This window comes from Sneathiella sp., assembly GCF_047631475.1.
GTDB lineage: Bacteria > Pseudomonadota > Alphaproteobacteria > Sneathiellales > Sneathiellaceae > Sneathiella.
The window spans coordinates 41,461-59,524 of the sequence record NZ_JBLHZT010000012.1 but is presented as its reverse complement, the minus strand read 5'-3'; the positions used below and the strand labels follow the sequence as shown (position 1 = coordinate 59,524).

The following is an 18,064-nucleotide window of genomic DNA, read 5'->3' as shown; positions in this document are numbered from 1 at the left end:
TCTGATAATGTCTTCTGCTGCGAGTGATACCCAATCGACAATCGAACAACTAAAAACACGTCATGATGTGAAAATCAAGAATGCGCGTATTTTGGTTGTTGAGGATTCTGACTTAATCAGAGAATTAATCGGTGCATGCCTTATGACCGATGGGTATTTCAACATCAGTTATGCGGAAAATGGACAGGATGCGTTAGAAGTGATCGAACTGCAAGTCCCGGACCTTATCGTTCTTGACCTTGAAATGCCCATCATGGATGGGTTTGAACTGTGCAAAGAACTTCGGTCCCGTCAATCAACGGCCAGCATTCCAATCCTGATTCAGAGCGGTCGCGACACTGCAGCAGACATCACACGGGCCTTTGATCTAGGGGCCACTGATATGATCGTAAAGCCCATCAAAAAATTTGAAATCCTGGCGCGCACGAAAGTGCATTTGGAACACCGGTTTTTTGTTGAAAAGCTGACCGACTTTCATGATCGGGTGGCTAGCGAACTTGAACAGGCGCGTCAGTTGCAATTAGATATTTGTCCATCAAAAGAAGAGCTTATATCTTTTCATTCTCTTTATGGATTACGAATTGGCTGGCATTATGAGCCTTCCTCCGAATTGGGCGGTGATATCGGTGGTATTTATCCCATCGACGAAAACCGTATCGCTTTTTACATCGCAGATTTCTCAGGTCATGGTGTGGCGGCCGCACTCAATACATTTAGAATGCAGACTTGGCTTAGTTCATCGGCCAATTTATATTCCTCACCGGATCTGCTTCTGAAGGCACTTAATCAGTTCTTGTATCAGAGTTTGCCTAGAGGATCTTATGCAACCATGCTGTTTGGGTGTCTCGATCTGACGAACAATGTTCTCGAATATTCAGCGGCAGGAACGCAGCCGCCGTTATTAAAACAAAGCAGTGCCCCTTTCGATCTTTTTTCACTTTTTGAGTCGAAAGGAATGCCACTGGGATTGAGGCCTGACTGGGATTATGCGTTGAACATTGTCGACTTTCCAATCGGGGCGCAATTGATTTTATATAGCGATGCATTGGTTGAAGTCGATCTTACAGACGGGGGATTTCTCGGGGAAAAAGGGCTTGAACAGGAAGTGAATGAAATTTGGAAGACGCATCACGAACATTCCCCCACCAAGTGCCTTTCAGAACTGATCGACCGTTTCCATCGCCGAGCAGGGTCCAATGCTAACGATGATCTAACCATTATCCATATTAAAAACGAGGGGCAAGCCAATGACGTCTAACGCTGAGCAAGCCTTGCTCCTCTATTCAACAGAAGAACAACCTCCTGCATTTGCCCATTTGACTGAAACAGCAACCAACTTTTCCATTTTATCGGCCAATGCGTTTGTTGAAACCCCTCACATTATTGCAGGAGATCCACGGGTCATTGTGGTCGATCTCACCCAGTGTCCCCCGGCGCTTCATACCCGACTGGCAGATGCCTTGGGACATTCCAGGTTCACGGATGTTTCACTGGTTCTACTTCTCAACCCGGACGATGTTGAAACCATAGTGCCCAGCCTACTGGCACAAGCTTCGGACATCCTTCCGCTCCCTGCCAACGTTGACACGGTTAGAAACACTGTGACTGATTGCCATCGTCATTATCAGCAGAAAAAGGCGTTAAGTGAGGATCTGAATTCCGTTGTTCATTCGTTGAAAGCAATGACGAAAGGATCCTTTACCTACCGGAAACTTTCTGAAGCAAAATCACTCTCCCAGCTTCTTTCCCAGATCTGCCCGAACAGCAGCGATGCTGCGGTGGGATTGCTTGAACTTATGATCAACAGTATTGAGCACGGAAATCTTGAAATTTCTTTTGAAGAAAAAGGACAGTTACTTAATGCTGGAAAATGGCAGTCCGAAATTTCAAAACGACTTCTTGATCCAGAACTCGGAAAACGGTCCGCAACAATTGAATTTGAACAAACAGCAAGCGGTATAAGCTTCACGATCTCCGATGAAGGACCGGGCTTTAACGTGTCAGAATATCTGGATGCCTTGCCCCAAAAACCCAAAAGAATGTCTTTGGATAATTTTACCAGCTTTCATGGCCGGGGTATTCAGGTAGCGAAACAAATCTGTTTCGATGATCTGGAATATCTGGGGCGCGGCAATCGGGTCAAGGTCAGCATATTGCATCAGGCTAATGATGGCCTTCTTCAGTGATACCCATCAGGATCTAAAGCGCTCCCAAGTAATCCCGGATAACGGGCGACGATTATTAGGGAACCCAGAATATCTTACTGTGGGATTAATCCTAATCATCGTCTTACCACTGCTTCTGGCAACGCTGTGGCTGGGAGCCAAACAAACAGGGGAATTTAGTCTATCGCTGCAATCCGCCAACATGATCTTGAGTAGCATTCTTTTTTTATCGATCTTTATATTTCATTATAGAAACCCTACCCGCTTTTCTCTTCTTCTTATCCTGTTGTTAGGTGGTGCCATCTTTTTTGAAGTTGAACGATTTGCCTCCCTCCCTCATTTTAATCCTATGCGGACTTTTGATTATTCCACGACCGCCTTGTCATACTATTCGTTCTTTATCGTACTATATCTAACTGTGATGTCCGGTGTTGTAGCGCTTCACCGAACCCGTGTTATCAACACTTCCTCATCCTCAAAAACTGTCTATCTGCTGTTCAGTATAGTCTTCCTGATTGCTTCCGGAATAAGTCTGTTTGGCGAAGTCATCCTCATTTCAGAATTTTTTGCAGACCATTCTATACTCATCACACTCAGTCTTCTCAGTATCCAAACTGGGGCCGCATTCATTTTTGCTACCAGAAAGCACCTGTCCCCGGATCGTGCAGACTTCTGGCTTTTCTTGATGGTGCTGTCGCTCCTTTTTCCAACGCTGTCGGTTTTCGTCAAACAAGGACACGGTCTTCTTTTCGATACTATGGGGCAGGAACTCTGCAGAACGTTTGGATATCTGTTTTTGTTTTGTGGACTGCTGGCCCGGTCTCTCAGTATCTTGCAGAAGGAAAAATCACTCTCGGCAATCGCAAATCGTCAGACTGTTGCAATTGATATTCTGAACAAGGGAACCTCCGTTGCGACTGCATCAACAAGCTTTACAGATGCCCTGTTCAAAAATGTCAAAATTCTCACGCGATTTGGACAATGGGATCTCGGCCATGCGCTCGTCATTAACCCGGAAACAGATACGTTTAAACATCATTGGTTTTCCGATACGCCCAAACGGTTTGCCGCGTTTCAGAAAGCGACGATTGATAAGGGTATTGAATATGGGCAAGGGTTCACAGGGACCATATGGGAAACCTGCCAACAATCAAGCTTGACAGACATCTCAGACAATACTGACTTCAGACGACTGGATGCCTTTAGAGCTTCTGGATTAAAATCCGGATTTGGCCTGCCTGTTATTGTTGATAACAAAACCGTTGCTATCCTTGAGTTTTTCAGAACAAAACCGACACCGCTGGATACGCTGTTTCTAGATATTTCCAAATCAATCGCCGAGCTTCTGGCGGGCCTTTATGTACGGATTTCCCACACTCAAAGCATCACCGATCAGGAAACCCTCGTTCTGGAACTTCTGGAGAAACTTCCCGCAGGAATTGCAACCTTTGATCATCACGACCGATTGATCCTGTTCAATGACAGATTTGTCAGGTTTAACAATCAATTCAAAGGAATAATTGAGCCCGGCCTGGAATTTGTCGAATTGCTTACGGCGACAGCATATAGCGGTAATGTTATTGATGCCGTGGGATCGGAGCAAAGCTGGATACAACGGCGCCTCAAAGAACACAAGCAAGGGCATGACTGGATACCGCAAAAATGGTCTGACGGAAGAATACTGCAAATCTGTGAAATCCCGTTACCGTCATCCGGTAGTATCGGTATCTGGACTGATACGGCCAGTTTTCAGCCAATGGAAATATCGATTTCGAACAATCAGTCCATCCTAAGGGATGTGCTCGACGGTATTCCCGCCGGTATTTGCATTTTTGACGATCGGCACATTCTGGTCTCTTGCAACACCGATTTATTCGAAATGCTCGATCTCAATCGTAAAACGTTCAAAGAAGGGTCGCACTACACCGATTTAATCCGTTTCCTGAAGATCGACCTTGATCGAAACCGCGACTTAATCTTCCATCTCACCAGCCATGCGGAGAGCCCAAACGCAAAACCCCGGGCCCAAAATGTTCCTGACGTTCAACTGGGTCCTGACATCTTCTCACTCCAGATTACCCATTTTTCACAAAACGGTATGGTCCTCTGTCTGTTTAAGCACACCACGCAACAATACGGGACAACCGACACGACCCCGGTGCAGAAGGGCGCGACCGGACGCCGCATACAGGAAATCCAACCCAACCCAAAGAAAATACCACGCCGGAGCGTTATTCTCGATCCGCACTTCATTAATGAACTTACTGAAATACTAGGAACGAAGATTGTTCATAACCTTGTTCGAAAAATGTTCGATCAGTATGAAATCAGGCACAGGGAGATAACAACCGCACATCATAAGAGGGACACTGAAAGGCTGAGCCGGGAAGTTCATATGTTGAAAAGCATCTTTGGTCAATTTGGACTTATGTCTGCATCAAGTGTCGCCGTCCAAATAGATACGCTTTGCAAAGAAAACAACTTTAAGCAGGCTTTCGAGCGCGTCCCCGAAATGCTTCAAAAATGTGATGAAGCCATCGATAAACTTCATGAGTTTGCAAACGCCGATTTCACTCCGAAACCGGGTTCTCTAAAAGCTCATGATTAAGGGCTGTTCCCTGCTTGCAAAATCCGCTCACCACTGCGACACTGACGAACTGCTATTCTACTTTGCCGGATCCCTAAATGAGCCATACTTACCAACGCGGATTTTTTAATTTAGGCGACCATTCTCTTTTTTACAAAATATCAGGAGAGGGTCCGAAAACGATCTTGATTTCAGGAACCAATTCAGACACCCGGCATAAACCGAATATCTTTGATGTGCCTGGCTCTGAAAAATTCACCATCCTGAGTTTTGATAACCGTGGCATGGGGCAATCCTCTTCTCCTCAGCAGGCCCCGGACATGCATGCTTACGCGGATGATGTTGCCCGTCTTATGGATCACCTGGGCTGGGAAAAAGCCCATATCGTTGGAATTAGTTTTGGCGGTATGATCGCCCAGCATTTTGCCGTGCTTCATCCAGAAAAAGTAACCCGTCTTGTCCTGTGTTGCACAAGCAGCGGCGGTGCTGGCGGTTCGTCCTATCCGCTTCAGGAACTTCAGGAGTTACCCGCCAACGAGTATGCGCAAGCCTTCATGAAATTATTGAATTTAAAACATCATGATGAATGGCAACGGGCCAACCCCAAAGAGGCTGAAGAAATTTTTGCGTATCATTTTCAAAGTGCATCCGCCACCCTTAATGATCCTGTAAAAAAAGCCGCCATGAAAGCGCAGATGAAAGCCCGGAGTGATCATGATATCTATGATCAGTTACCACAGATCACCTGCCCGACCATGGTCACCTGTGGACAGGATGATGGCATTACGCCTGTCCATAATTCAGAAGCCATCGCAAAGGCTATTCCCGGGGCAACCTTGCGGGTGTATGAGGGCGGTCATTTATTTATGAAAGAAACCCCGATTGCCTGGCAGGAAATCTTCAGTTTTCTCAATGGAACCCCCAATTCAAAAGAAAATCATGTCTAAAACCCGAAATATCCTGTTTATTATGTGCGATCAGTTACGGGCAGATTATCTCGCCTGTAATGGTCACCCGACAATCAAAACACCCAACATTGACCAATTGGCGGCCCGCGGGGTCAACTTCTCAAGGGCTTATGTACAAGCCCCTGTTTGCGGGTCTTCGCGCATGTGTTTTTACACAGGTCGCTATATGTTCAGCCATGGTGCCACATATAACGGTGTTCCCTTGAATATCGCGCAGCCAACCCTTGGAGATCATATGCGGGAACTGGGGGTGCAAACCGGCCTTCTGGGTAAAACTCATATGAGTGCTGATCGGGCGAATATGGATCGTCTTGGTATTGATCCACTTTCCAAAAACGGGGTTCTTGCCGCCCAATGTGGCTTTGAGCCGTGGGAGCGTGACGACGGATTGCACCCCGATCAATTGACCGACCCCAACCTTGCTTACAATATCTACCTGCGAGACATGGGATATGAAGGTGACAATCCTTGGCATACAGCCGCAAATTCCGGCCGGGACGACACGGGCGCGTTGCAAAGCGGCTGGTTTCTAAGGAACGCTCATTTAAAAGCAGAGGTCCGGGCCGAACATTCTGAAACCGCCTATATGACAGATAAAGCCATGGCAAAAATATCAGAGCTGGGGGATCAACCCTGGTGCCTGCATCTGAGTTTTATCAAGCCACATTGGCCCTATATCGCGCCGTCCCCCTACCACAATATGTACGGCCCAGAAGACGTTCTTCCGGCAAATCGCAATGAGCAGGAAAAAGAACATCCTCACCCTGTTGTCGATGCGTTCATGAAACATGAGGAGAGCGTAAATTTTTCGGATGAAGCCAAACGAAAACACGTCATCCCCGCCTATATGGGGCTCATTACGGAAATAGATGACAATATTGGCCGGCTTATGGGTTTTCTTGAAGAACAGGGCCGCCTTGAAGATACTCTCATTGTTTTCACCAGTGATCACGGAGACTATTTAGGGGATCACTGGCTGGGTGAAAAAGAGTTATTTCATGAAGAAAGCGTCAGAATACCATTGATCGTTGTTGATCCTGATCCAACAGCCGATGTAAGCCGTGGTCACACGGACGAAAATCTCGTCGAAGCAATTGATCTTATCCCAACCTTCATCGATGCCCTTGGGGGACCCGCAAAGCCGCACCTTTTGGAAGGCCGTTCTTTAACGCCCCTGATAAAACAGGACACTTCTGTCGTCTGGCGGGATGCCATCTTTAGTGAGGTAGATTATGCATGGCGAAACGCCCGGCTTTCATTAGGGTTGGCCCCGGATCAAACACGCGGCTATATGATACGCACCAAAGAATGGAAATATGTTTCTTTCGATGGTTTTGATCCACAGCTTTTTGATTTGGTAATTGATCCTAAGGAACTGAACGACCTCGCCCGTGATCCGTCTCAGACTGAACGCTGCCAGTCCTTCGAAAATCAGATTAATCAATGGATAAGAGCCCGCAAGACACGCTTTACCGTTGCGCACGACACCATTGAGGAAAAAACGGATAATGCAAAAGACCGGGGGATCTATTTTGGCGTCTGGTAACATATCCACCCTTTCTGATTTTGATTACATCACGGCCGGTTTCCTGTTGATTGACGGTCAATGGGCGACCGATCACCTGCTGCATGTTTCCGCAGGCAAAATCAAATCGGTGCTATCCAGAGACAAAGTCCCGGGTGATGCCAAAATACGGGATTTGGGATCGGGTTTTCTTGTGCCCGGCTTTTTCGACATTCAGGTGAATGGCGGCGGCGGCATCCTGCTGAATGATGCCCCAACCCTGCGCGGCTTGGAACAGGTGGCTCAAGCCCATTTGCCATTTGGGACAACATCTATGCTCCCCACTCTGATAACAGACGAATTTGACATCATGCGCCGATTTGCGGGGGCCTATCGTGACATCCAATCGGCACAGCCTCTTTCTATTAAAGGGCTGCATTTTGAGGGCCCTTATTTGAACCCCCTAAAAAAAGGGGTTCACAACGAACGTTTCATTCGCAAATTTGAAGACAAATTTCTCGATCTAGTGGAAGAGTTTGAACTGGATCATGTGTTAATCACGCTGGCGCCTGAAAAAGTCTCTTCAGATTTCCTTCAGGCTCTTATTGGGGCCGGCGTTGTTGTTGCCGCCGGTCATACAAACGCAACCTATGAACAGACAAAGGATGCCCTGAATGCGGGGCTTACTGGTTTTACCCATTTATACAATGCCATGCCCCCGATGCTATCCCGGGCGCCGGGGGTCATCGGCGCCGCATTAGAAGAACCGTCCAGCTATTGCAGTATTATTGTCGATGGAGATCATGTGCATCCCGCGGTACTGAAAAATGCCCTCGCTAGGAAAACACCTGATCACACGATCCTGATCACGGATGCTATGCCCTGTGTGGGCAGTAACAATCCAGACTTTATCCTTCAGGGCCAGAAAATAATCGTCAAAGAGGGTCGCTGCACAACTTCGGATGGGGTTCTTGCAGGGTCGGCCATCTCGATGGAAGATGCAGTAATGAGAAGCATCAGCCTATTAGGGCAAACGTTAGAGGACAGCGTTAAAATGGCCAGTGAAACACCGGCTCGATTTATGGGTCTGGATCACAAAATTGGCCTCTTGAAACCAGACCGGCATGCCGATCTGGTCTTTATGGACCAGACGGGCCAGGTTCAGGAAGTTTTGACGACTTTCTGATCGATCCGTCCGAAGATTGAGTGACCCAACGGATCCAGTATCTCCATCACAACACGATCCCCGGCTTTCATAAACGGCGTTGACGGCTGACCATTTTCGATGGTTTCAATCATCCGAATTTCTGCAAGGCAGGTAAATCCTTTTCCCCCTTCAGCCACAGTTTTTCCGGGCCCTCCGTCCATTTTATTAGATACCGTGCCGGATCCAATAATCGCCCCGGCTCCAAGTTTCCTGCTTTTTGCCGCGTGTTGAATAAGATCCAAAAAATCAAAGGTCATATCAGTTCCAGCATCCGGGCAGCCAAAAAGGGTCCCGTTGTAGGTAACCTCTAAAGGACGGTGAAGCTTGCCCTCTTTCCAGTCTGAACCCAGCTCGTCGGGGGTCACCGCCACAGGCGCGAACGCACTGGAAGGTTTGGAATGGAAAAACCCAAAGCCTTTTCCTAACTCAGGCGGGATTAAACCGCGCAAGGAAATGTCATTTACCATCATGACCAGTCGAATTTTATCGGACGCCTCTTTCTTTTGAACGCCCATGGGAACATCGTCTGTTACGATGGCGAGTTCCCCTTCAAAATCCAGCCCCCAGGCGTCCTCCACCAGCGGAATGTCTTCGGTCGGTGCAAGGAAAGTATCCGATCCGCCCTGATACATCAGGGGATCGGTCCAAAAGCTGGGGGGCATCTCGGCCCCGCGGGCTTTGCGCACCAATTCGACATGATTAACATAGGCGGATCCATCCGCCCATTGATATGCTCTGGGAAGCGGCGACAATGCCTGCTGCTGATCAAAGACTGTCCGTTTCTCGGCAGTTCCGTTATTTAGACGAATATAAGCCTCTTCCAACGCACCTTTTACATCTTCCCAATGATCCAAGGCATATTGCAGCGTTGGCGCAATTTCAGTCACGGCGAGACATTCTGTCAGGTCGCGGCTCACGACAACAAGCTGCCCGTCCCGCGTTTCATTTTTTAAAGAGGCAAATTTCATATTACTTTTCCGTTTTGGCAAAATCCGGCTCTACACTGCCGTCATGCATCCACCGCGCATGTTGGGGGGCCCGTTTTGTACGGCTCCATTCTTCCAGCATTTCCCACTTCACATGGTCCAGTTTGGCGTTCATATCCGCCGTATCAGTATTTGCAGCAAGTTCGATCCGATGACCATTGGGATCGAAAAAATAGATGGACTGAAACAAAGTGTGGTTGACCGGACCAAGTACATCAATGCCGTCCGCTTCAAACCGTTCTTTCGCTGCGAGGAGCTCGTCCATACTTCCAACTTTTAACGCAAGATGCTGAACCCATTCAGGCGTATTCGGGTCCTTCCCCATATCAGGGGAATTCGGCAGCTCAAAAAATGCCAGGATATTTCCATTACCAGCATCTAGAAAAACATGCATGTATGGATCAGGTGCTTTCGTCGAAGGAACTTCATTTTCGGCAATCGCCAGAACAAAATCCATATTCAGATATTTTACATACCAATCAACAGTTTCCTTCGCATCCCTGCACCGGTACGCCACATGATGAATTTTCTGAATTTTCATTCTCTGTTCCCTTCAGCAATAGCTCATGGTGCCAATAATAGTTTCATATGTAACTATTTCAAGGATTATTATGGACATTCTTTTTTCCAAATCGTTGATACAGAAACGCCAACCCGATCAAGACAACGCCCAACCCTAGAAACGATGCCGCTCGCAACAAGCCTTCCAAGGCGGCCATATCAAAAAAGAAAACCTTCACTGCGGTCAGTAGTAGTAATAATAACGCCGCCTGAAGAATCCGATGCCTGTCCTGTGCAATGCCCAACCCCATACCGGCGCCCGCATAACATAACCAGCCCACAGAATAGGCATACATTTCGGTCTCTCCGACAGATCCCAGCAACATGTCAGGACCATTAAAGAAGTGCCGTATTTCTGTATTCAGATACCAAAACCCCAGCAATCCAGCGAGGCCTACAATATAGGGTCCATATTTCTGATGGTCTGATCTCAACACCCGTGTACCAAAGAGCAAGATGACCGCAGAGCCAATATACCCAAACGAAAGCCAATTAATCAGATACCAGCTTCCAACATCCCCCGACCGGCTTATCATCGGATTTAATAGAAGCATCGTTCCGAACACGAGTACCACAAGTCCGAAGGCTCCCAGGATTTTCCAGGCCCACTCCCGCACCGGATTTGGCCGCCGACTGGCCAACCAATACAGCCCAAGGGCATTCAAGAGCCAGCTAACGACATGAATGCTGGCTTCTGCGAAACTCAAATCCAGAAATCCGACGTCACTACCAGACATCCAATGACGAACTGTCAACGCAATCAAACTTACCCAAAACAGCACGGCGCCGCTTTCCAGCAAACCCGTTAGATAGTCCTGTTTTTCTTTTGCAAAAATATGTCTGGAAACAAGAAAAGCAACAAGCGGTACACCAAGCCCATAGACGTACCAATCCACAGAAAGAGAAGCATCAAACAGAAAACGAAAGAGTTCACTATCCATTTCAAGCCGGACAATAACAATGATGGCCAGCAAGGCTGCAATCGGTCGGAATATCCTGATCGGGATATGGCGATGGATCCACCCCAAGGCCACGATCTGAAGGGCAAAGGCAATTGTCAGCCATTCCGCTTCCAAAGCGGCCGCAAGTGCCAGCGATAAGCCACCAGTGCCGCCCGCGGCCAGCAGACCCACCAGTAACCGTCCCGCTTCTTCTGACATTTTCTGACGAATTGTACTTGCAGCCCCCACATATCCACCAGATAGAACCAACGCAATAACACTCCATTCAAGGGAGGTTCCGAACCCGTTATATTTCCAGAACAACAGGCAGAAAATGAGAAGTGGCATATAGACGGCATATAAAATCCCGTTAAAGGTCGATATCCCTGACGTCAGACGCCAGCCGGCCATCAAAACATAAAACGCGCCGCCAAGCGCAGACCAGATGATGACAGCAAGGTTCGGTAGCAAGACGCCGTTTGAATAGGATCCCTCCGGCCACAAACCAATATAGATCAGCAAAGACACCTGCCCGATCCAAACGGATGTCTCCAGAAACCCGTTTCGGGCAGAGGCCCACGCTGTTATCGGCAATAACAAGAACGGCAGTGCAAGGCTGGCTGGCAGATAGTTTGAAAAAAAGGCGAGCGCCAGACCAATAAATCCGACGAATGCGACCGCTGCAACCGCCCATATTTCAGGATGACGGTAAAGGGTTCGCCACCCACTTTCCCGTGGCCCGCTAACAGGTCCTGCAAATTGATACAGGTACAAGCCCAAGACCACACAGCCATAGATCGTCAAAACCATGATTTCTGCCGTTTTAACCGACGAGAAGACCAGCCACATCAAGAACCACAGAACAGCAAACAGCAGATTGACGCCGGCGATGAACGGCCATTGCCGATATCTTAGGAATAGGAAACTGCCCGCCATGACACCCCCAAGATACAGATACAGCATCTCGGTAGAAGGGTTTTCTGTTGATACCAATAGAGGGACAAGATACGCGCCAATCACCGCCAGCAAAGCAATGGGAGGGCCAAGTAACAAGGAATAAACCAATCCCGAAGCGGCCACGATCGCCATCAACAAAAGGGCAATGAGCGGCGGAAACAGTTCATATAGGGCATATCCAGCGAAGACAGCGCCATACAGGGTTACAAAACCCGCCGCCGAGACAATAAGCGGTAAATAGGACCAGTGTTGACGGGTCGATCCAAGATCTTCCTGACGCCGCAACCATTCAGACGCCGCCAGCATTACCAGCCCCAGTAACCCACCGGCCAACACCCGACCCCAGGGACCTAACAATTCGTGTTCAAAAGAATATTTAACGACAAAGACACCCCCTAACGCGAGTGCGGATCCACCGATCCAAATCAGTAAGCGGATATCCGTCAGACGGTCCAGCAGGCTTACCTTCGGCGCCCCGGTAATATTTCTTTCTCTGTCATTTTCAGTCCGGACAGTTTCTTGAATACCGGTTTCTGCTGGCTGAGCGTCCGCGTTGATTTTTGCACTCGCAGATTGTTCTGTATTCAGAGTATGAGAGGAAAGCAGCTGATCTTTTTTAGGGTTTTCTGTTTCTTGTTTGGCCTGTGCCGGATCTTTAACTGCCTCAGTCTGTGCCGTTACAGGCCTATTCTTAGCCTCTTCGGTGCGGGACCATTCAGATTGCTGTTTTGCTAGATACGCAATGTTGCGCTCCAACGAACGGACCTTTAAAACCAGCCAGATTAAGATACCGACCAACGCAAAGGGTACGAGTATTATAAAAAGCAGAAAGAAATCTTCCATAGGCCCCCCGGAAAATGATGACCCAGCATATCAACCTGAAGGATTATGGCTAGCGAAAACAACTATTTACAGGGCGATTTGAAAACAATCCACTAGGGCTCTGAAGCCTCAAGATACCGTCCCCCATCCAGAAATTCTGTCCACCAGTCAACAGTTTCCGCCCCCACATTCTGCAGATAGTCAAGATAGTCCTGTGCGAGCCCTAAATCCGACGCCTTCTCTTCCATTTGACGTGCCGTTTCAGCCAACCGCGTTGCCTGTATGGAATAACAGGCGCCCCGCAGACTGTGACACGCAGACTTCAAGGCGACACTATCTTTTGCAACAAGCGCGTTGCTGATTTTTTCAAGTTCTTCGAAGATTGCCCCCGGTACGCTTTCCAGAAGTGCGCGCGCAGCGGCGGGGCTGGCATTGGTGGCGATATGATCGAGAAAAGCAATGTCCCCCAGTGGGATATGGTTATTTTCGGACATTGCTTACCTGCCTTTTAAAATGGAAAACAGAAACATTTATAGGGGTAATTCTTTCACAAAACGAGATGCCCGTATACAATATATTATCGTTAGGATATTGAACGCCGCGCGATAGGAAGCTGATAGATAAGATGTTTCTGTCCTGAAGATCCATCCGACACTTCAGCCATTGAAACCTGATAGACGTCGTTAATTGTCTCCGGATTAATAATCTGTTTTGCCTCCCCTACCGCATGCAGTCCCCCACCTTTCAACAAGATCGCATGGTCACAGAAAATCTTTGCCATATTAAGATCATGCAATACGCAAATGATTGTAAATGACTGATCGAAACTGAGTTTCTGGATAAGCGACAGCACTGCGAATTGATGTTTCAGGTCAAGTGCTGAAGTTGGCTCATCAAGGAAAAGGCACGCCCCCGTTTGTTGCCACAATTGCGCCAGAATGCGCGCCAATTGCACACGTTGCTGTTCGCCCCCGGATAAAGAGGGAAAGAGCCGATTTTTAAGATGCCGAGCATCCACCAATGCCAGCACCTGATCTACAATGTGGGCATCTTCCCGGTCGGACCCGGTTTTTGAAAAAGGGTTACGCCCCATGAGAACGATTTCACTCACAGAGAATGGAAAACCGACATTGAGATGTTGCGATAGAACCGCGCGTTTCTTCGCCAAATCAGCCAGTTTATAGGATCTGAGATCCCGACCGTCATACCGAATATTTCCTGTGTAATTTTTTGTCGCCCCCGTGAGGCATTTCAACAAACTGGATTTGCCTGCACCATTTGGCCCAAGGATTGCGGTAATCCTGCCGGTTGGAATTTGCGTGGAAATATCGCTCAGGATACTGTTTCCCTGCTGAGTAAGGGAAAGATGAGAGATGTCAATCATAGTCCAAACCGTCCAGTGAATTGGCGCATCAGCAACCAAAGGAAAAAAGGGCCGCCTATTAAACTGGTCAGAATACCGACGGGCATTTCAGTTGGTGCGACAAGCGTTCTGGCGATGGTATCAGCAATTGTCAGCAAGATACCGCCAAGCAATGCTGAAGCCGGAATAAGCCAGCGATGATCAGGCCCGATCACAAGACGGACAAGATGCGGCACCACCAATCCAACGAAGCCGATTAAGCCCGTTAAAGCAACCGAAGCCCCGACGCATAAGGCCGTACAGATGATAACATTCCGTTTTACCCGGTTGCTATCCACGCCCAGATATTGGGCTTCTTCTTCGCCCAATAGAAGAATGTTCATTGCCGAAGCATTACGCAGAAGAAAAATAACCGCAGGAACAACCACCGAGCCGCAAACCAGAACCGACGGCCAAAGCGCCCCGCCAACACTGCCCATAGACCAAAGGCTGATGGCGCGAAGCTGCTGATCATTGCTAATAAAACTAAGAAAGCCTACGCCCGCCATTGCCAACGCATTTATCGCAACGCCGGTTAACAGCATGAACGTCACAGATAGTGTTCCGCTCATTCTGGCGAACTGAAAAATCACGAAACATGCGAGCAGGCTCCCCAGAAAAGCGGCGAGGCTTAACGCATACAACCCCAAAATTCCCCCGATTGATCCGGCAAACACAATAACAAGCGCCACCGACAGATGGGCCCCACTGGAAACACCGATCAAACCCGGGTCCGCGAGGGCATTCCGAAACAGGCCTTGCAGGGCGGCGCCAGAAATCGAAAGGGCCGCCCCAACCAATGCTGCCAAAACCAGCCTGGGTGCCCGTATATTGGACAGAACATTTTCCTGTAAATCGCTTAAGGACCAAACAACAAGATCCGCAACTGGGATCGAAACGGCCCCAATGGTCGCGGCTATGATAAGAGAAAGGCATAGTCCGGCAGACAGGATCAGAACAAATCGTTTCTGAGTTTTATCATTGGCCACAGCAACAGAAGGATTTAAAGGGGTCATAACGTTTCGGCCTAATGAATTTTGTCAAATAGAGTGTGCGCCGCGCTAATGGTTCTGGGTCCAAACCCCAATAGTAACAACGCATCCATGCCAATTACCCGCCTTGAACGTCCGGCCGGTGTGAGGGACACACCCGGTGCTTTTAAAATACCATCGATACCACCGGCGCCTTGCAGGGCCGAATGCGTGGTCAAAATAAAATCAGGCGCCTGCTGAATAATGGCCTCGGCGGTTAAGGGCCGAAATCCAGAATATTCTGACACAGCATTTTCACCACCTGCCAAAGAAATAATCCCCTCTGCCGCAGTTTCCTGACCCGCAACCATCATCGGACCCCCGCCATGCTTCATCATGAACAAGATTTTTGGCCTGCCCGCATTGGTTTGTTTTTTCGCTTTCAAATCTTCAAGTGACAGCCGCAGCGCTTTCAATAGATGGGCACTTTCCTTTTCCCGCTTCAACACTTTTCCAATATCGGCGATATTCAGAAAGGTCTGATCCATATTTTGGGCGGCCGGTATAATAATCTGTTCCAAACCAATGGCGGAAAGCTGTTTTAATACGGGGGCGGGCCCAGCATCACTGGAGAGCAATAAAAGGTCCGGGGCAAGTGAGATAACCCCCTCAGCCGACAAGGCTCTTTGGTATCCGACTTTGGGCTGGCTTGCGGCCACTGGCGGGTAATAGCTGGTCGTATCATTCCCAACCACCTGATGCCCCGCACCTAAAGCATACACAATTTCAGTGATTGCGCCCCCAACAGTCACCAGCCTTTTTGGTGTCTCTGCCGTTGCCATGCTGCCCATCATAAACAGGGCCAAAATGGATTGGCATGTTAGATTTAACAGTTTCATTGACCCGTTCCTCGTGTCATTAAGATATTAGCTGTTTTGATATTTTGGGATTGGAGATAGGTTAGAAGACCCAAGAGGCGATCGATGGAAACATCCTTGTCTCCTGCAATGACCAGTTCCTGATCCGGATTGCGCTTAACGAGTTCCTGAACAGATATTTTCAGTTTTTCAAATTCATTTATTTGATTTTTATCAACGATATATACGTCTTTTTTAATTTCAATTATTATTGGGTTCGACGCTTTTAGCGTTGGTATTACATCCGTCACATCTTCTGGCAGGGTGACATTAAAGGATTGAAGCACCGTTCCTGCGGTCAGCATGAAAAACACCAGCAGGATAAACAATATATCAAGCATGGGCGTAAGATCCGGTGCAAGATCGACGAGACCCGCACCATGCTCCTGTTCTGAGCGAAGCTGGATCATGCGGCCTGATCCCGCTGCGTAGGCGCAACACTGCCAGCCGACATTATCGCCCGCTCCTTCATGACTTCCTGTTCCAACGAGGCTGCGTTTAACGTACTCGCCAAGGCTGCCAGTCTTTGCTCGGACAAATGCTGAAAAAGATAGGCCAGAAAAATCGACGGTAGCGCGATGCATAATCCAAAACCCGTTGTCAACATGGCCTCCCACAATCCGTCTGCAATCAGGTTTGGTGAAACAGGTCCTGTTTGACTGGCGATCACCTTAAACGCAGTGACTATGCCCAAAATCGTTCCAAGTAATCCGATAAGGGGACTGAGGGTCGCAATGATCCGTAAAAACCGAATTCCGGACTGCGACTGAACCTTCAGTTTTTCCAGAGCATCACTGACAATTTCATCCCGCAAGGGTTTGCTGCAATCAGCATGGTCAGAAAGAAGTTTGTTTAAGCGAGAGAGAACGTTTTTCTTCTGCCACCCGAATTTAAGACTGTAAACAAGGCGCTCCAGAACGACCATCGCAGCAAGAACAGAGCATAGGGCCAACGGAATTCCCATTGGCCCAAGCTTTTCAAACCCATCAAGCGGCATTTTGCGCCTCTTTGTCAGTGATTTCTGCGAGGATTTCCCGCCACAATGCCTGCTCTGGGTTGCCTTCCTGACGCTTGCCGAAAAAGGTAACGATCAGGTCGCCATTTTTGTCGAAAACCTCCATTGAACTGATCAGGCCATCTTTCGTTGGCTTACGAGTGATCCACGTTTCAGCAATTCCGCTTTGATCGAGATGCAAATTAAACTTGGGGTCCAAAATATTATACCAGGCCCCATATTCCTTTAACGTGTTGATCTGGCCTGTATGAATTTGAACAATGCCCCGATTGCCAACAAAAACCATTATTTCAAAATCGTTGGACGCGGCGAGTTCCAAAACGGTCTGTGCCGAAGAGTTCGGCACCTTGCGCGCGAAATCTTCACCGATATGGCGATGCCCCTGCAATCGTGAGATTTTGAATTTACGAAGCAACGGAAAAAACTCGTGTACATCCTGCATTTTTTCCCAATGCTCGCGAAATTTCGGCCAATTAATATCGCCGTCTTCCTTTTGCGGCGCCGGTTTTTCATAGGCCTGTATATCGAGTGGATTTGTCTGATCGTCGGCTGTGAATATCTTGACAATAGAAGCGAACGCCTTTGTGTTGGACGCTTCTGTCAGATAAACTTTGTGAATTGCCGCCCCTTCTTTGTCAAAGAACTGCAGACTGCTCCGCGGTCCGGTATCCCCGTCTTGCAACACAGCGAAAACGAAAGTCCAGTTGGAAATAAAAATCCGAAGGTCAATGTCCGGGTTGATCATTAAAACATGCTGCGCAGCCCCTTTTCCAAAGACTTTCAGGTCTTTGTAAACCCCTTTGCGCTCATGAACGCAATGTTCATTTCGGGAAAGCGCCATCACCTCACCAACAGCCTCCAACGCTTTCAAAATGTCAATTGGCTCATTATTCAGCCGAACAACCAGGTTTCCAACTTGCGCGGCGAGAAGCTCTGCTTCTGAAATACCAATTTCCTGTGCTGCATCGCGGGCCCTGATCCCGGGATTTTCCTCGCGCACCGTTACCAACGCGTTTTTAATCTGCTCTGCATTCATCTTTAATTCCTTTAATATGCTTTGA

Annotated in this window: 16 protein-coding genes; 6 read left to right on the top strand and 10 right to left on the bottom strand. The window is 48.2% G+C overall.

The features are described 5' to 3' along the window. The first annotated feature begins 7 nt into the window (after window positions 1–7). The 6 genes from ACJAYR_RS07155 (at window position 8) to nagA (ending at window position 8,410) form a co-directional block, all read left to right on the top strand. A complete protein-coding gene (locus ACJAYR_RS07155; protein ID WP_415235956.1) occupies window positions 8–1,258 on the top strand; it encodes a SpoIIE family protein phosphatase in 1,251 nt (416 codons plus the stop codon). Further along, the gene (locus ACJAYR_RS07150; RefSeq protein WP_415235955.1) at window positions 1,248–2,186 is read left to right on the top strand and encodes an ATP-binding protein; all 939 of its coding nucleotides are present in this window, start codon (window positions 1,248–1,250) and stop codon (window positions 2,184–2,186) included. Before ACJAYR_RS07155 ends, ACJAYR_RS07150 begins: the two co-directional genes overlap by 11 nt. After that, a complete protein-coding gene (locus ACJAYR_RS07145; protein ID WP_415235954.1) occupies window positions 2,167–4,773 on the top strand; it encodes a PAS-domain containing protein in 2,607 nt (868 codons plus the stop codon). Before ACJAYR_RS07150 ends, ACJAYR_RS07145 begins: the two co-directional genes overlap by 20 nt. 77 nt (window positions 4,774–4,850) lie before the next feature. Then, complete coding sequence (locus tag ACJAYR_RS07140) at window positions 4,851–5,699, top strand: alpha/beta fold hydrolase (protein WP_415235953.1); 849 nt, start codon at window positions 4,851–4,853, stop codon at window positions 5,697–5,699. Further along, window positions 5,692–7,266 carry an alkaline phosphatase family protein gene (locus tag ACJAYR_RS07135; RefSeq protein WP_415235952.1) on the top strand — a complete coding sequence of 525 codons (1,575 nt, stop codon included), beginning with the start codon at window positions 5,692–5,694 and terminating at the stop codon, window positions 7,264–7,266. The genes ACJAYR_RS07140 and ACJAYR_RS07135 overlap by 8 nt, the downstream gene beginning before the upstream one ends. Then, window positions 7,229–8,410 (top strand): N-acetylglucosamine-6-phosphate deacetylase, encoded by a 1,182-nt coding sequence (nagA, locus tag ACJAYR_RS07130; protein ID WP_415235951.1) that lies wholly within the window; start codon window positions 7,229–7,231, stop codon window positions 8,408–8,410. The genes ACJAYR_RS07135 and nagA overlap by 38 nt, the downstream gene beginning before the upstream one ends. Here the strand turns inward: nagA and ACJAYR_RS07125 are convergent. The 10 genes from ACJAYR_RS07125 to ACJAYR_RS07080 all read right to left on the bottom strand — a co-directional run bounded on the left by ACJAYR_RS07125 (window position 8,386) and on the right by ACJAYR_RS07080 (window position 18,039). Further along, on the bottom strand, window positions 8,386–9,399 hold the full coding sequence (locus ACJAYR_RS07125; protein WP_415235950.1) for a fumarylacetoacetate hydrolase family protein: 1,014 nt from the start codon (window positions 9,397–9,399) through the stop codon (window positions 8,386–8,388). The two genes, nagA and ACJAYR_RS07125, sit on opposite strands and share 25 nt — an antisense overlap. Before the next feature lies 1 nt (window position 9,400). Further along, window positions 9,401–9,958, bottom strand: a complete 558-nt coding sequence (locus tag ACJAYR_RS07120; protein WP_415235949.1) for a VOC family protein — start codon at window positions 9,956–9,958, stop codon at window positions 9,401–9,403. A 58-nt stretch (window positions 9,959–10,016) separates the two neighbouring features. Continuing rightward, window positions 10,017–12,719: a DUF2339 domain-containing protein gene (locus ACJAYR_RS07115; RefSeq protein WP_415235948.1), complete on the bottom strand. Its 2,703-nt coding sequence runs from the start codon at window positions 12,717–12,719 to the stop codon at window positions 10,017–10,019. 92 nt (window positions 12,720–12,811) lie between these two features. Next, the gene (locus tag ACJAYR_RS07110; RefSeq protein WP_415235947.1) at window positions 12,812–13,192 is read right to left on the bottom strand and encodes an Hpt domain-containing protein; all 381 of its coding nucleotides are present in this window, start codon (window positions 13,190–13,192) and stop codon (window positions 12,812–12,814) included. Window positions 13,193–13,281: 89 nt separating this feature from the next. Continuing rightward, window positions 13,282–14,082, bottom strand: coding sequence for a heme ABC transporter ATP-binding protein (locus tag ACJAYR_RS07105; RefSeq protein ID WP_415235946.1), 801 nt, complete (start codon window positions 14,080–14,082; stop codon window positions 13,282–13,284). Next, window positions 14,079–15,116 carry a FecCD family ABC transporter permease gene (locus ACJAYR_RS07100; protein WP_415235945.1) on the bottom strand — a complete coding sequence of 346 codons (1,038 nt, stop codon included), beginning with the start codon at window positions 15,114–15,116 and terminating at the stop codon, window positions 14,079–14,081. Before ACJAYR_RS07100 ends, ACJAYR_RS07105 begins: the two co-directional genes overlap by 4 nt. A gap of 11 nt (window positions 15,117–15,127) precedes the next feature. Then, window positions 15,128–15,970, bottom strand: coding sequence for a heme/hemin ABC transporter substrate-binding protein (locus ACJAYR_RS07095; RefSeq protein ID WP_415235944.1), 843 nt, complete (start codon window positions 15,968–15,970; stop codon window positions 15,128–15,130). Then, window positions 15,967–16,398, bottom strand: coding sequence for an ExbD/TolR family protein (locus ACJAYR_RS07090; RefSeq protein WP_415235943.1), 432 nt, complete (start codon window positions 16,396–16,398; stop codon window positions 15,967–15,969). Before ACJAYR_RS07090 ends, ACJAYR_RS07095 begins: the two co-directional genes overlap by 4 nt. Continuing rightward, window positions 16,395–16,985 (bottom strand): MotA/TolQ/ExbB proton channel family protein, encoded by a 591-nt coding sequence (locus ACJAYR_RS07085; protein WP_415235942.1) that lies wholly within the window; start codon window positions 16,983–16,985, stop codon window positions 16,395–16,397. The genes ACJAYR_RS07090 and ACJAYR_RS07085 overlap by 4 nt, the downstream gene beginning before the upstream one ends. Further along, the gene (locus tag ACJAYR_RS07080) at window positions 16,975–18,039 is read right to left on the bottom strand and encodes a hemin-degrading factor (protein ID WP_415235941.1); all 1,065 of its coding nucleotides are present in this window, start codon (window positions 18,037–18,039) and stop codon (window positions 16,975–16,977) included. Before ACJAYR_RS07080 ends, ACJAYR_RS07085 begins: the two co-directional genes overlap by 11 nt. Window positions 18,040–18,064: the final 25 nt, after the last annotated feature.